Below are 15,304 nucleotides of genomic sequence, written 5' to 3' on the forward strand. Positions count from 1 at the left end.
TCGATTGGACACCTTGACGGCCAACAATGTTAAACTTCGCTTAGAACTCATTCTCAACGATTGCAATTCTTACAAAATACATGAAAAGATTCATTCTATTCCTGATGATAGCTTGCTTGTCTATGCCGATAGCATTTTGTCAAAACCAATCCCCCGAGCTGTTGGAAAGAAAAAAAGTAGAGATTTCGGAGCTACAATTAAGAAACTGCTTAGAATACCGAGAGCTTTACTTAGACCTAAAAGTGAAGGTTGTAGCGGCGAATGTGGGTAGAATGAATAGTGATAGTCTTTTGACAGTCAGTAATAAAAAGTACAACGATATTGTACCAAAATTAAAACAGTCAAAGGCTATCAACTGGATTTTAGGCGGTGTTTCTGCTATTCTGACAACTATTATATTACTCAAGTAATGGTCGCTACTTCGTATAAAGATTTGACTTCAAAGCAAATAAAAGATGTTTTGCCTTTGGTTTTACAACTCAGAGGGCTTGGCAACAATGCTGATTTTGCTCTAATCTGCTTAGAAAAGATTTGTCAGTTATTTGGAATTACTATTGCTCAAGCTGAAAGTTTATCTTGGCTCTGGAAAACAAAGATTCAGCACCAACCATTTCGATTTGTACGTGTAGGTTGGCGTTTCTATTTTCTGCCCAAGGAAAACTACGTTGATACTTCGGGTATTGAAGTAGCAATGGCAAATATCTACTACCTTAGATTTTCCAAAAAAGGCAGCACTAATTTCGATGCTCTATCAGATTTGTTAGCTGTTATCTGTCGGCCACTTCGTTGGGACTTTCTGTTTCGGAAGTTGCGAGCCGACTACGATGGCAATGACCGTGTACCTTATAATAGCATCCGAAGCGAACTTTCGGCCAAACATCTAAAAGCCTTACCAATAGGTGAGGCTTTTGCAATTCTACAATATTGGGAGAGCATGAATGAACAGTTTCTGAAAAGTTATTCAGAAGTATTTGATGCTGACGAAGGCACAAAACAACTGTTTGCCAACGGCGAAGGCTGGATAGCAACGCTTGAAGACGTCGCAAAGGATGGCGTACATGGAAGTTTTGATGCAGTCTGTAACCTAAATATTCATACCACATTCATGTATTTGAAACATCGAAAGATTCAGTTCTTAGAACAGGTTCGACAATCAGAGAAAGATTAACCCTCACTAATTATGTTGTTATCAGCAGATTTTGAAAGTTTTATTGACTACTTCAAGGAGTGGGCAGAAAATGACCCCGACATAAAGTTTTTCTTGTATGGGGGTGTTGAACTCGGCATCGATTACGCAACTGGCAATTCAAATTTTGAATATCCGTTTGCTTGGCTCGAACAGCCAGAGATTGAAACCGAAGACAATGGAGCTGGTCAGCTCATGGAAAAATACGTATTTGGTGTTTCGGTTATTACTAAGGCAGACATGAGCGACCTCGAAGCTCAGAACCAAGGGAGCATCGAAACGATACGAATTCTTTATCGTTTGCAAAGAAAACTTCTTGCCGATAATAAAAAGAAAAACCGACGACCGACGGATATTGGTTTTGTTGAGCTTGATACCAACATGAGAAAAACCGAAGTCGATAGAGGTTGGGCAGGCAACCATCGAGGCTGGCGACTTGAAATCATTTTAAAATTAAACGCTAATACTATACTGTTATGATAATAGAAAGTTTAGTTGATTGCAATGCTATTGCTCTTGACATGACACGCAATAAGATTGTAGTCAATGTCTTGGCTTACGACCCTGTTGGCGTAATTAATAGAACAGGTTTGGAGTATTTTTTAGAAGTTTGGGTACCAAAAAGTTACAACTCAGGTACGTACAAACTTCTTGGCACACTCGAAGCCAGAGAAGAACCTAAGCAGATAAACGGCACGGTCGAATCATATGCAGGGGCTTTCTTTGAGATTAGTAACCTGCTCGATGGAATGCTCGAAACTACAAAGCCATTATATGCTCAGGACCGTATAAGCGTTTGCCCATGTATGGTAACGCCCTACTACTGCATTGGTAAGGTTAAAAATAATGGTGTTGAAGTATATGCCAAAACTTTTACAAGTAGATACGCCATTAAATCAGGAATTGCAGAGCGAGATTATGAACTATATAAGGATATTTTCTTTACTCAGTATATAGGTGGCAGCCGTAGATTCTTGACCTATAAACCAATTACCTCAGTTATACAGGCAGGGCAAACAGAGTTTCTATCTTTTCTCACAAACTATGATGCCAATATCACAACTATAAAGCTCAAGATGGTTGCAAAAATGCTTGATGGTAGTGAAGTAATAACAACACCACAAGTATTGACAGGCATTTTACCAATGAATGTTTATACCATTCCGATTCAAACTGAAGATGAAAATTTAGCTTCGTGTTCAGTTTGGCTCTTGAACCAAAACAATGAGCGTATATCTGAAGTAAGAAATTATATTGTTGAGCAAAGGTATAGAAGATTCAGCCGAAAAATTCTATTTGAAAACAGTTTGGGTGTTTTTGATACGTTTACTTTTTTTGGTGAAAGTGCAGAGAACCTTACTTTTAACCGTCAAATTGGTGAACAGTTTATTGGTTATGATTATTTAGCCGAAGCCTCCGAGTCCGTTGTTCGAGACGTCAGAGCGAGGCGAAAACTAAGTATTGCTATTGATTGGTCTTCAAAAAGCGTGGTTGATTATCTAAGTGATTTGCTTTTTTCTCGAAAAGTGTATTTAGAAACTGACCGTAGCCATTTATCATTATTACCTTTAAGTGATACTTTCATTCCTTATGCTGATGCCGAAGATTGGGCTGGAAGAAAACTGGAGTTTGTATATAGCAAAGAAGAAACAAATTACAGCAGGCTCCCTATACCAATGCCTGTTGGAAGTAGAGCCACTGGCTGGAAAGCTCTTGCAACTGTTTGCGAGCTTGATTCGAAAGGCAAATACAACGGGAATTTACAAGTTACAATGCTTGAGAAAATATACCTTGATGATAATAGCCTTGTAATACCAAGACAAATAAAGGCAAATGTTGTTGGCGAAGAAGGTTACATTTCACCGATTAATACTGGCAGTTGCTTGCCAGCTACAACTCCTTTTTTATCTGCTTTGATTAGCCGAGAAGGTACTTATGTACGTAATACTTGTGGGCCTGGTTTAATCGGTGGCTATGCTACAATTGTAATTCCCGCAGGAACTTGGGGCAGTACCCTCAATCAAGCCGATGCAAATGCAAAAGCCGAAGCCGATTGGCAAAGCAAAAACACACAAGCATACGCAGATTTATATGGAGCATGTAATGCTTATCCCGAAAACTATGTAATAGCTGGTGGCGTTCCTGTTGGCAGATTTTGGGTAAGGTTTAGCACTTCAAATAAGAATGCTACCAATAATAGTGGTATGTGGAGTGGTAGTAGTGGCCAAGGTTATAGACCTGGTAATATGTGGTTTTGTCAATCTTCCATTCAAGCTGACCAAACCGATGTCTATCCGATTAATACATGGGATGTTCATTATCCTGTTCGCACGAGCTGGAATTTTTATGTATATACTGATATTCAAAGGGTTTGGAAATACTACCTTAATGGTGTGCTGAAACAAACTGTTATCGTTAATAACAGTAGCAATAATTGGATTGATTTAGTTGTAATGCCTCAGTCAGGCGATAGGGTTTATTTTTCAATCGAATAATGGAAGATGCTGAAATCAAAGCCACAGTAATTGACTTAGTTACTGAGCTGACAAAACAAGGAACTTCATTCTTTGAAAAAAGTATTGAAAGGGCTGGTCTAAACCTTACTGGAGAGCTGAGAAATTCCGTAGATTTTGTAATTCACGAAGAAATTGGAAGTTTGAGTTTGACTGCTGAGATATTTTTTAAAGAATATGGGCGATTCAAAGATATGAAAACGCTTCGTTATTCTTGGCTTCCGAATATTGATGCCATCGAAGCTTTTATTGAGAAAGTAGGAATTGAAAAATTTGCGTGGGTAAATGGCTACGAAGGGAAGCAAATACCAACTGTTAAAAATGCAAAAAACCGTTTGGCATGGAGCTATCTGATGTATCGAAAGAAAGTGCCGGTTGTTGTGCAGAATAGCAAACAGCAGTGGTATAATAAAGTAAAGATGGCTTATATAAATGTAATGAGCAGACGCTTGAGTCTTCGACTTGCAGAAATATTACCTCAGTATTTGAAGAAAGGTATTGAAAATTAATTGTAGATATGATTTCACAAATTTTAATAATGATTTTTGGTTCGCTCGCAATTTGGTTTGTGGGTAGAAAGGAACATTGGAAACGTTGGGGGTATATTTTCGGAATATTAGGACAGCCATTTTGGATTTACACAGCAATAAACAACGAACAATGGGGTATTTTAGCTATGACATTTTTTTATACCTATTCTTGGAGTATGGGGATTTATAATTATTGGATAAAGAAATAATTATAACTTTGTTGGCTGAATGTCATAAAATTTTGAGATTATGTATAGTTGCAAAAACTTTAATTGTTCAAATAGTGGATTTGATGGGTGGATGTCATCAAAAAAACAAAATTGTGAACTTTGTGGACATGAAATGATTTCAGACCACGAAATACATTTAAAAGAATTGGAGATTGAGAGACAACAAAGAAACTCATACTACAAGGCAGTTATAGAAGAAAAACTTGGCAGGGAATTAAGAGAAAACGAGAGTATTGATACTTGGAAAGATATATTTTTTAGATAATGCTCCAACACTTAGTATTCAATTTCAACTAATTAAAATCATGGAAGAAATAAAATTCACGAATGGCTTAATAATCCAAATACCTGATTCAGCTAATATGCGTGAGCAATTCGGTGTTTTTGATGATGCCTTAACTCGAATAGTAAGAGATGCCAGGAGTGCTGCTTCAAAAGTTGTAATACAGGTTTTGAAACAGTTACTCAAAAGAGAGCCAAACCATAATGACGTTTTACTCTGTGATTTTGTGACCATCAGTACCAATGAATCTATATTTTTCTATGATGGGGTTAGACTTGGAATAATAGCTAAAGAGCCAAATCCTCTTTCTTATACTCATGATACAGTTTTTACACCAGACCCAGCATTTGCTTAAAATATGAAAAAGATAATCATTACAGAAAATGAATTTCTAAATCATCATTGCATTGTCAAAGGGTTTTTCAAGTTTGAAAATTATTGGATTGAGTATAGGGCATTTGCCTATAAGATGAATTTTACCTCGTTAAACTAAATACTTATGGATATCAATCATTTACGTGAATTTGCCAGCAAAATACCACTCTACGGAAGTGGTGCTAATTTTGAATTTATACCGAATGATTCTGTTACTATTTTTACAGAAAGGGTACAAGTGAAGTTCCCGAAGTCAAAAAAGCGTAGAATCAGAAAGAAATGGGCAAAGAACGCATCTAATTTTCAATATCTAAAAGTTGATAGACCACTTAGAATTGGAAACAAGTTTTATGTTAGTAAGCGAATTTTTGAAGCTCTCAGAACCCACTATAATAAACCTGCTTTTGCCCAAGGTGGAATTTTGAATGTTTCAGACCCACAAGAATATAAAGTACCTGATTGGAGGAATTTACTTTTTATGTCAAGCCCAGGTGGGATGGTGGGCTTAGAGTCAAACCATCCGCTCCAGATGCAGACTCCATCAGTAATGAATATTGAAACTTCATTTAAATTCTGGACTACTTTTCAAAATGATGTTTGGAAAGGCTATAAACCAATGGTATTTATTTCAGAGATTCCGACGTAACATTCTCTAAAAACTTTTATCCTGTGCCACTTGAAAGGTACGATGCAAATTAGCATCGTACCTTTTTGTGTTTAGAGATGGCAACAATGGAAGATATAGCCCGTCTGAGGCTTGAGATTTTAGGTGATGAAGCCGAAAAAACGGTTGAATCGCTTAATAGTGGTTTGAAAGATGTAAACTCCGAAATAAAGCTCATGGAGCTGAACGGAGAAAAAGGCTCAGAGGCATGGCGTGAGCTAAAAAATGTTCAAAGAGAGATTAAGGACGAATTGAAAGATTTGAACCAAAATCTTGATTTGAATGAAATGAACTGGAATCAACTCAACAACCGAGCAAGACAGCTCAGGGGTGAGTTGAATAACCTAACCATTGGTTCGGAAGAATGGATTGCCAAACTCAAGCAGATTTCGGAAGTCGATGAAAAAATAGGTGATACCAGAGAAGAAATGAAACGCCTTAAAGGTGAAGGCGAATCGCAGGAAGGTTTTTGGACCAGTTTCAAAGCAAACTTTACAGCCGCTTTTGCTTGGGATATGGTGAAAGAAGCTGCTTCGGCTGTTTTTGATTTTGGTATGGAGGTCTTCAATATGACTTCCAAGTTTGAAAAGTACGAAACGGTACTGAAAACATCGTTGGGTGGTCAGCAAGAAGCTATTGCGGCGATGGAAATGATTAAGGACATTGCGGCCACTACTCCTGTGAGCGTGGACGAAATGACCGATTCATTTATTAAGTTCGTAAACCGAGGGGTACAGCCGACAAAAGACGAAATCAAAAACTTTGCAGATTTAGCAGCTTCACAAGGCAAAAGTTTCGACCAACTCACCGAAGCTGTCTTAGATGCTCAGACAGGCGAGTTTGAACGCTTGAAAGAATTTGGTATTAAGGCTAAAACCGTCGGCGATGATGTTGAACTAAGTTTCAAAGGACAAACTGTATCGGTTGAAAAGAACGAAGAAGCTATTTACAAAGCTATCGTTGCTATGGGTGATTATCAAGGTGTGGCTGGAATGACCTCTGAAATGTCGGCCACTCTTGAAGGTCGAACTTCTAACCTTGGAGATAAATTCGACTTTATCATGGTGGCTCTTGGCGAAAAACTCAAGCCTGCTTTTCTTGCCATCATTGATGTTATGGATTGGGTTCTTGATGTTACCTCACGTTTGATTCAAGAAAGTGACCCTTTGGTGGAAGTTTTTAAAAACATTTGGGAGCTACTTGGTAATCTTTGGGATAGCTATAAAAGTGTTTGGTCAAGTATGACTGGTGGAATAGAAGTCAGTGTTACGCTAAGAGATGTTATTAATGATTTTTCTATTGCTTTACAAGGTGCTTTTACGATGCTTCGTGTTGGTATTGCAGTATTACAGGGCTTTTATGATGGCATGAATGCACTGATAAATAAAGGAAAAGAGGTAGCTAATTTCTTCGGTGCTGACTTCAAGATAGATACAAGTGCAACGTTTGACAAAATGACGGATAATTTTGAGTCAAACATGGCATCTATCAAGAACAGTTGGAGTAAAACAATGACCGATGTTCATGTCAATAATTTAAAAGATGCTCTTGATGCTTCAATCAAAACAGAAGATAATAAGCTAAAAGAAGCTAAAAAAAGAATAGAATCCGAAAAGTTGGATGAAAAGCAAAAATTAGCACAAATTCAGCAATTAAATACAGACCATGATAAAAAGGTAAGCGATTTAAAGAAAGAAAGCCTTAAAAAGCAGACTGTTGAGCGATTGAACGAAATAAATAAAACCGCAAAAACAGAAGAAGAAAGAGAAGAAAAGAAACAAAAATTGCTAACAGAGTTCCAGAATGAGTACACAGGAAAAAGAGTTGATATATATAGCAAACTAACCAAAACAGCCGAAGAAAATCATACGAAAGTTTCTAAGGCTGAAAGTGATAAACGAGCCAAAGCAGATAAAAAGGAAGCTGATGATAAAGCTAAGGCTAATGTTGATGCTAATAAGAAGATTCAAGATAATCAGATTTTACTCAACAAAGATATACTTGACCGCTCCATTAAAAATCAAGAGTTGATTTATGCCCGAGAATTAAAGCGTATAAATGATTCCAAAGCAGACGAAGCACTAAAAGAAAAACAACGAGTGCAGGCTTTTCAATTGCATACGGCCGCACTTGAAAAAATTGATAAAGACCACAAAGCCAAACTCAAGGCAGAAGAAGATAAGAAGGCAGCCACCGAAGAAAAGGCACGTAAAGATAAAGAAACTGCCCAGAAAAAAGCCAATGACGAAGCCTTGAAAGGTGAAAAAGCATTGTTTGATGCTCAGTTTCAAGCATTTACAGCGTCTAAAAATCTCGAATTTAACTTAGCCAAAACTACCACAGCTCAAAAAATCGAATTGCTACGTCAAGAAGCCCAATTTCACAGGGATAAACTTGAAATGGAAGCAGCTCACCAAAAAACAAAAATAGCTACCGAAATAGCTGATGAAACAGACCGAGCGGCACGATTCAAGAGTATTGATGAAAAATTAGCGGCTGACCTTAAAGCCAGTGATGCTAAACTACAAGCCGATAAGAGCAAACAGCTTGCTGATGCTCACAAGCAAAGGCAGGATAACACCAAACAGTTTTTTGATGCTTTAGAAGGAATGGCAAAAGGCGATTTTACTTCATTTATGACTTTCCTAAATAATAAGGTAAAGAATGAAGCAACAGCCAACCAACAGCGATTGAAAGACTTTGCAAACAAAGGAACTGAAACCCTTGCTGTTGCTGCTCAGGTAGTGAGTGTAATGCAAACGCTCAATGAAACCTTTACTAAAAAGAAACTTGCTCAGATTGAAAAAGAGAAAGATACTCAGCTTAAATCGTGGGAAGCTCAGTATAAATCTGGAAAGTTAAGTAAGGAGCAGTATGAAGCTGGAGTATCTAAAATAAATAAGGAAGCCGCACAGAAAGAACATGAAGCCAAAACCAAAGCATGGAAACGAGACCAAACCATGCAAATTGCAATGGCTATTATCAATGGTGCAATGGCAGCTCTCAAGTCGCTTGCAACGATGGGTTTTCCGCTTGGTTTGATAGGTGTAGCGGCTTCTGCTGTTATGACTGGTATTCAAATTGGAATTATCAAAAACCAAAAACCGCCCGAAGCTCCGAGCTTTAAAAGTGGTGGTTATGTTCGTAATGCTGGTGTTCCACAAGGTAGTCGTCATGGCTCACAATATGGGCAAAGCGGCATTGCACTTTGGGACAGAAAAACAGGGCAAGAGATAGGCGAAATGGAGGGTGGTGAGCCAATTATGATACTTTCAAGAAGTACGTATGAAAACAACGGCGACGTAATTGATAAACTCCTGAATAGTTCATTACATCGAAATGGTGCAAGAATATTCCAAAAAGGCGGTATTCATGGCGAAGGTGGCTCATATATCAACTACTTAGAACCCTTACAATATGGGCAAATGTACCTTTTCGGAAGTAAGAAAAGGAAAGCAGCAGCCGCAGCGGCCGAAGCCGAAGCGAATGCTTCAGATATGGTTGGAGATACTGAAGGAATGGACAGCGATAGTGCGGCCACTACGGCCACAAGTCAAGCAGCTATTGAGGCCAGTCAAAAAGTACAACAGGAAATTGCAGATAATACACTAAAAGCTACTGAGCAACTGGAACAAATGTTAGGTATGCAGTCTGAGGCTAATGGTTTATTGGTTGCAATAAAAGATAAGCCTTCAGGAATTAGCCTTCATGACCTAAATAGTGCCTTGGCAAGCAATGCAAGTGTAAGTAGTCGTTCAAACCTTTAATATTTCTCATGGATTTTCAAATTATTATAGAAGGACAGCAAGCCGACCTCGATGCAGGCATGAGCATCTTGCTTGAGAGGTATAATCCTATGCTCGATTTCGATACTATCAGAGGGGCAAAGGTTTTAGATTTTACTTTGCCGTTCACTAATCGCAATAATGCCATTTTTCAAAACTTCGGACATCCTCAGGTACCGTATAGCTTTCGAGAATATTTGTGTGAAAAGCGTGTCGCTGGACGAATTGTTGAGCGTGGTTACATTCAGCTCAAGAGTGTTTCACCTGCTGGACTTATTGTATTTTTTACGCAAAACTTAGGCGAAATATTCGGCGACTATCAAAAGGTAATGCTCAATAAATTGCCACTTGGAAGTGAGGCAATACCTGTGAGCTTTATTGGTAATACTGATATAACAACCACCAAATATTGCTTACCTAAGGTTCAGAATGCTGCTTTTTATGGCACCAATGGTGGTAGTATTGGATATAGTGGATTTGTAAATAATTACTCAAGCTCTGCCTACTCTGCTGGCCCGAAAGTACCAATGTTGTCGTTACATTGGGTTTTGAAACGCATTGGTGAGATATGCAACTTTAAATTTAAGGGAGCATTCATGGATGATGCCCGAATGAAACGCCTTATCTTTTATAATACGTTTTCGCTGGATAATGCAACCATCATTGAGTATGCAAACCATTTGCCCGAAATGACTATTCCAGATTTACTCAAGGAACTTAGGCGACTCTTTAATCTTTCTCTTTTTTTTGATGTTTGGAAGCGGGAATGTACTATCAGTTTCGTGGACGATTTGATTAAAAAGCCAGTGGTTAAAAACTGGTCTAAGAAATTCCCGTTTCTTCAATCAAAAAATCCTGAATTGCAAAATAGACTCGAACTCGATTGGGAACTTGACACTTCCGACGACCTAATGAAAGACCCTATTTCTGCTTTTGACAAGTACACTACGCCCGCCATCACAGCGAGTGAACTTCTTTTTCCTATTAAAACAAGGTTTTCTACCCTCCAAATGAATGGTACAATTCCACGAGCTGAACAGGTAGGAATATCCGAGCAATTCAATCAAAAATCAAATAAGTTTACAGCAAGGCTTCTGTTTTGGCATGGGCTTATTGGTGGCGTACCAACTGCCTCAAGTAGTTATCAGGATATTACACTTGGTTGGCAAGGAGCGAATGGTAATCAAGTAAGGTTTTATTCGGAATATGAAAAATTTCGTAGAAAAACACATAGCATGACTTCACCAGCTAACCTTACGGCCAATGACCTGAGCGAAATAGATATGCACCAACGAGCAGGCGAAACGGTGGCAGTGCATATTCAAGGCAATAACTATTTAATAGGCGAACAAAAAATTTTATTACCAATATATCAAACCCCAATTTTAGAGTTATGGCGAATGTAAAACCAATTTTTAACTTGAAGCCATCGCCAGCCGATGAGCGTGATTATGTTTTTGAACCAAAGTCTAAGGCTGTTTTGGTTCTTCCTGATGCAGTTGATTTAACCACCAAACTTGGGGTTAGACCATACAATCAGTACGATATGGGGAGCTGCACTGCCAATGCAATGGCAGCGGCCATTCAGTTTTTACAAAAGCTGGAGAAGCAACCAAAGATTATGCCTTCAAGATTGTTCACTTACTTTATATCGAGAGAGCTTGAAGGTACGGCCAACGAAGATGCTGGAGCTTACATCCGTGATGTAGTGAAGGTGACGAATAAACAAGGTTTCGTCTTTGAAAAAGACTGGCAATATACTCGTAAGAACCTTTTTACTCGTCCATCTGAAGAGCTATATCAGGAAGCTGCTAAAAGGAAAATAGACCGTTATGAGCGTATCGAAGATGGAAATGTAGCTAAAATGATGGCTTGTTTGGCAGAAGGATTTCCATTCATTTTCGGAATGGTCGTTTTTAACCGACCATTTGATATAGCTAATACAACTGGAACAATGCCAATGCCAACCAAAAAAGACGAAAATATTGGCGGCCACGCAGTAATTTGCGTTGGCTACGACACCAAACGCAAAGCATTCAAAATTCGTAATTCTTACGGTCCAACTTGGGGCGATAAAGGTCATTTTTGGCTACCTTTTGCCTTTGCTGACAACAAAAACTATATGTGGGATTGTTGGGTCGTAAAAGATTTGGTTTAGATTAAGTAATAAGCCAACATTATATTGTCGGATATTTAAGATTCGCTTTCTCCTGTTGGCTTATTGCACCAATTTTTCGCAAATATTGCTCAGTTTGTTGTATTGATTTGTGTCCATTCTGCACTTTTAAATCATACACACTCGTACCAGCAATTACAGCTTGAACGTTGGCTGTGTGCTTCCATGAGTATAAATCGTACTCTTTGTCAGTAAATCCACAGGCTTCTAATGCTTCTTTATTTCTTTTATAAAAATAGTTCTTGCCTGTTGGGGTTTCTCCTGGTGTGCCGTCTGCTGAAAAAACATAATAATCTTTTGGGTATGTTCTCAGATTATGTTTTTGTATCAAATATTCCAGAGCTTCAAGAATAATTGAATGACGGTTATTATTCTTTTTTGCCGTCGAAGCCGTAATTAAAATTGTGTCTTCTAAGATGTTCTTAACTTTCAAAAGTCTCAATTCTACTCTTGGTCTTGCACAGGTATAATAGCAAAAGTTTAGAAATAGCCACGTTTGCTCATCGCCCTTTTTCTCCAATATGAATTCTTTTAATTTGGCAATTTGCTCAAGGGTTAGCGGATGGTGCGATTCCTCAGATTCTACAACTTTGAGTTCATGCACACAAGGATTCTCACTAATCACCTTACGTTTTTTATAATAAGAGAAAACAGTAGTTACAAACGATGCTATTTCATTGTGTGTTTTTGCAGCTATACTTTTTTCAAGATAGATTTCATCAAAGAATTTAGTTGCTTGCTCAAAAGAAAACTCTTTTAATGGCAAATTGGAATACTCATTTTTATCGCAAAACTTGATAAACCAATTTTTATACCCTTTGTAAGCCTTTATCGAACTTTCACTCAGCGATACTTCTTTTACAGCAATATAATTATCAAATGCTTCTTTGATAGTGAAGTCTTTTTTGCTTAGTCTTCTCTCTTCTTGAACATCCTTTTTATATTTTTCGGCTGAACTTTTTTTATTGTAAGCTACATAGCCAGCCTTAATATCTGCTTTAATATCAGCTATTGTGCTTTTTACTATTTTGTCTTTTTGTGAAGCTGAAATATCAACGGGTATTAATTTTCTTTTTCTGACAAAATCTTGTTTGTCAATGTTCCATATATAGTATATGATAAGTGGTTGTGTTGTAGAATCCACAAATCTTGGTTCAGAAGGATGTATAGGAATGCTCTTTGGATTGTCGGCCATCTTTATACTTTTATCAAAAAACTTAGCAGTTTTTACTGCCATTTTACTGCCATTTTTCAAATTAGCATCGTCTGAAATGCTAAAAACCGTCTCAGAATTGCTTCTAAGACGGTTTTTAGTGGTCGGGGTGGCCAGATTCGAACTGACGACCTTCTGCTCCCAAAGCAGACGCGATACCGGGCTACGCTACACCCCGAAGTGGAAATCTTTTGCAAGGTTATTTCCGTTTGGGAGTGCAAAAGTAGAAATTAATTTTTGTATTTCAAACTTTTACACAAAAACTTTTTAAAGTTTTTTGCGGAGAGGGCGGGATTCGAACCCGCGGTACGCTTTAGACGTACGACAGTTTAGCAAACTGCTCCTTTCGGCCACTCAGGCACCTCTCCTTCACGAACCCCTGTTTGAGTTTCGGAGTGCAAATATAAGACACTGTTTTTAATTTTTTACAAATCTGATGCCAAATTTTCTGAAAAAAAATTAAACTTTTTTATCTCGCATCACTAATTATCTGTAATTCAGGCATTTATATTTTATCCGAAACACGGCCACACAAATTTTAAGTCAATAAAAATTTTATGTTTATACGTTTAATCTGTCGGCTTGATTTCATTTTTATCGTAAAAAATTAATTTTCCTTTCTTCTTGCCTTCATTTATCATTTCATCAGCTCCGCTTGATTCGCCTCCAATTCTCAGAATCGCATCACAATGGTCAATAAGTTTGATAGCCACTGGATGAAATAATGCATTAAAAATTTCGTCACCAATATATTTAGAGCCTTTTGCTTCTATCAATGGCAAAGCAAACCATTCTCCCAAAACTGGCAAGTGTCCCATTTCGTAGATTTGTAAGGCAGCTTCAGTCATCGCTTTTACGTTTAAAGCTATAAGATTGGGGTCATCGTTTGTACCTGAGCGATACGGCCCAGCAACCAGAATCATCAGAGGTTTTGTGGTTTCTATCATAATATGTTATTGAGCCTTAAATGTTGAAGCAACATTATTGTTTTTCCATCTTTTATTTCGCCCGTATTTATCATTTCGAGTGCCTTATCATACGCTATTTCTAATACATCAATGTTTTCTTGTTCGTCTTCTGCCCCACCACCTTCGTTAACTTTCATTTCTTTGGTATATGCTGCAATAAAAAAATAAAGTATTTCAGTAACCGAGCCTGGCGACATATAGGCTTCAAAAACTTTTTTTACTTCGCCGATTCTATAGCCCGTTTCTTCTTCGGTTTCTCGTCTGATACAATCTTCGGGATTATCTTTATCCAACAAACCCGCACAGGCTTCAATCAACATTCCCGACTCATTCCCGTTTATGTAAGTTGGCATTCTGAATTGTTCGGTCAGTACCACCGTTTTACTTTCTTTATTATATAATAAAATCGTCGCTCCGTTTCCTCGGTCGTATGCCTCACGGGCTTGGGTTTGCCATTCGCCTTTATGATTGCGGTAATCAAATATTATTTTCTTCAAGACATACCAATTATTGGAAAGCACTTTTTCTTCTATAATTTTAACATTCGGATTCATAATGATTATTCATGATTGATTTTGATTATATTTGAACAAATATTCATAAAAAGAAATGAGTTATCAAAGCAGGAAGCAGAAAATATTAAAAATCGTAGAAGAACAAGGCGAGGCTGATGTGAAAGAATTGGCTTTAAAAGTAGAAACCTCGGAAATCACGATTCGTAGAGATTTGGCACAAATGGCCGGTGATGGATTGATTTTTCGCACACATGGTGGTGCTATGAAGCTTAGCTTAGCGAATATTCCAGCAAGTTTTGAGCAAAAAATTGCCGCTAACATCGAGCAGAAAGACTATATTGCCCGACTGGCTGCACAAAAAATTCGAGACGGAGATATAATCTTTATGGATTGTGGAAGTACAGTTTTTAGGCTATGCCAATTCATCAAAAACAAACGAATAAAAGTCATAACTAATTCTTTGCCAGTTGTTTATGAGTTATCAAACACAGAAGTTTCGATAAATTTGATTGGTGGAGAACTTGATTCTAAACGTCAAGCGATTCATGGCCAAATTGCCGTGGAACATATTAAACGCTACCAAGCCGATAAAGCCTTTGTAGGAGTGGATGGAATTTCGGTAGAAAATGGTTTGAGTGCTGCCAGTGAAAAAGAGGCTGAAATAACAACTGCAATGGCAGCTAACGCTCGGCAGACGTATCTGCTTTGTGATTCGAGTAAACTTGGAAAAGATAAGTATTTGAAGTTTGCCCCGATAAATATCATCCAATATTTGGTTACAGATGCACCCCAAGATTTAATAAAACCCTTTATAGATGTAGGTTTGAATGTGATAAATGAGTAAATTTGACTTTACCTAACCCTAT

The 15,304-nt window shown here is 37.8% G+C and carries 15 protein-coding genes and 2 tRNA genes; 12 read left to right on the forward strand and 5 right to left on the reverse strand.

Annotation, left to right across the window (positions count from 1 at the left end; all coding sequences use genetic code 11):
* Window positions 1-161: 161 nt before the first annotated feature.
* The 11 genes from IEX65_RS03295 to IEX65_RS03345 all read left to right on the forward strand — a co-directional run bounded on the left by IEX65_RS03295 (window position 162) and on the right by IEX65_RS03345 (window position 11,724).
* Window positions 162-410, forward strand: a complete 249-nt coding sequence (locus tag IEX65_RS03295) for a hypothetical protein (RefSeq protein ID WP_188764586.1) — start codon at window positions 162-164, stop codon at window positions 408-410.
* On the forward strand, window positions 410-1,168 hold the full coding sequence (locus IEX65_RS03300) for a hypothetical protein (protein WP_188764587.1): 759 nt from the start codon (window positions 410-412) through the stop codon (window positions 1,166-1,168). Before IEX65_RS03295 ends, IEX65_RS03300 begins: the two co-directional genes overlap by 1 nt.
* A 12-nt stretch (window positions 1,169-1,180) precedes the next feature.
* Entirely contained in the window at window positions 1,181-1,666 is a 486-nt protein-coding gene (locus tag IEX65_RS03305; protein WP_188764588.1) for a hypothetical protein, read from the forward strand.
* On the forward strand, window positions 1,663-3,681 hold the full coding sequence (locus tag IEX65_RS03310; RefSeq protein ID WP_188764589.1) for a DUF5977 domain-containing protein: 2,019 nt from the start codon (window positions 1,663-1,665) through the stop codon (window positions 3,679-3,681). Before IEX65_RS03305 ends, IEX65_RS03310 begins: the two co-directional genes overlap by 4 nt.
* A complete protein-coding gene (locus IEX65_RS03315) occupies window positions 3,681-4,208 on the forward strand; it encodes a hypothetical protein (RefSeq protein WP_188764590.1) in 528 nt (175 codons plus the stop codon). The genes IEX65_RS03310 and IEX65_RS03315 overlap by 1 nt, the downstream gene beginning before the upstream one ends.
* A gap of 8 nt (window positions 4,209-4,216) precedes the next feature.
* Entirely contained in the window at window positions 4,217-4,438 is a 222-nt protein-coding gene (locus IEX65_RS03320) for a hypothetical protein (RefSeq protein WP_188764591.1), read from the forward strand.
* Window positions 4,439-4,764: 326 nt separating this feature from the next.
* Complete coding sequence (locus IEX65_RS03325) at window positions 4,765-5,097, forward strand: hypothetical protein (RefSeq protein ID WP_188764592.1); 333 nt, start codon at window positions 4,765-4,767, stop codon at window positions 5,095-5,097.
* A 144-nt stretch (window positions 5,098-5,241) separates the two neighbouring features.
* Window positions 5,242-5,763, forward strand: coding sequence for a hypothetical protein (locus IEX65_RS03330; RefSeq protein ID WP_188764593.1), 522 nt, complete (start codon window positions 5,242-5,244; stop codon window positions 5,761-5,763).
* Between the two features lie 86 nt (window positions 5,764-5,849).
* Complete coding sequence (locus tag IEX65_RS03335; protein WP_188764594.1) at window positions 5,850-9,548, forward strand: tape measure protein; 3,699 nt, start codon at window positions 5,850-5,852, stop codon at window positions 9,546-9,548.
* A gap of 8 nt (window positions 9,549-9,556) precedes the next feature.
* Window positions 9,557-10,972 (forward strand): hypothetical protein, encoded by a 1,416-nt coding sequence (locus IEX65_RS03340; protein ID WP_188764595.1) that lies wholly within the window; start codon window positions 9,557-9,559, stop codon window positions 10,970-10,972.
* Window positions 10,960-11,724 carry a C1 family peptidase gene (locus IEX65_RS03345; protein ID WP_188764596.1) on the forward strand — a complete coding sequence of 255 codons (765 nt, stop codon included), beginning with the start codon at window positions 10,960-10,962 and terminating at the stop codon, window positions 11,722-11,724. The genes IEX65_RS03340 and IEX65_RS03345 overlap by 13 nt, the downstream gene beginning before the upstream one ends.
* Window positions 11,725-11,743: 19 nt before the next feature.
* On the opposite strand, the gene IEX65_RS03350 is transcribed toward IEX65_RS03345, so the two are convergent.
* The 5 genes from IEX65_RS03350 to nudK all read right to left on the reverse strand — a co-directional run bounded on the left by IEX65_RS03350 (window position 11,744) and on the right by nudK (window position 14,477).
* Window positions 11,744-12,979 carry a tyrosine-type recombinase/integrase gene (locus IEX65_RS03350; RefSeq protein ID WP_188764597.1) on the reverse strand — a complete coding sequence of 412 codons (1,236 nt, stop codon included), beginning with the start codon at window positions 12,977-12,979 and terminating at the stop codon, window positions 11,744-11,746.
* A gap of 77 nt (window positions 12,980-13,056) precedes the next feature.
* A tRNA-Pro gene (locus IEX65_RS03355) sits at window positions 13,057-13,133 on the reverse strand.
* A 102-nt stretch (window positions 13,134-13,235) separates the two neighbouring features.
* Window positions 13,236-13,323 (reverse strand) — tRNA-Ser (locus IEX65_RS03360).
* Window positions 13,324-13,524: 201 nt separating this feature from the next.
* Entirely contained in the window at window positions 13,525-13,902 is a 378-nt protein-coding gene (locus IEX65_RS03365) for a DUF4406 domain-containing protein (protein ID WP_188764598.1), read from the reverse strand.
* A complete protein-coding gene (gene nudK / locus IEX65_RS03370) occupies window positions 13,899-14,477 on the reverse strand; it encodes a GDP-mannose pyrophosphatase NudK (protein ID WP_188764599.1) in 579 nt (192 codons plus the stop codon). Before nudK ends, IEX65_RS03365 begins: the two co-directional genes overlap by 4 nt.
* 55 nt (window positions 14,478-14,532) lie before the next feature.
* Here nudK and IEX65_RS03375 point away from each other — a divergent pair, with 55 nt between their 5' ends.
* Entirely contained in the window at window positions 14,533-15,282 is a 750-nt protein-coding gene (locus IEX65_RS03375; RefSeq protein ID WP_188764600.1) for a DeoR/GlpR family DNA-binding transcription regulator, read from the forward strand.
* Window positions 15,283-15,304: the final 22 nt, after the last annotated feature.

It is taken from the genome of Emticicia aquatilis (assembly GCF_014644295.1).
Lineage (GTDB): Bacteria > Bacteroidota > Bacteroidia > Cytophagales > Spirosomataceae > Emticicia > Emticicia aquatilis.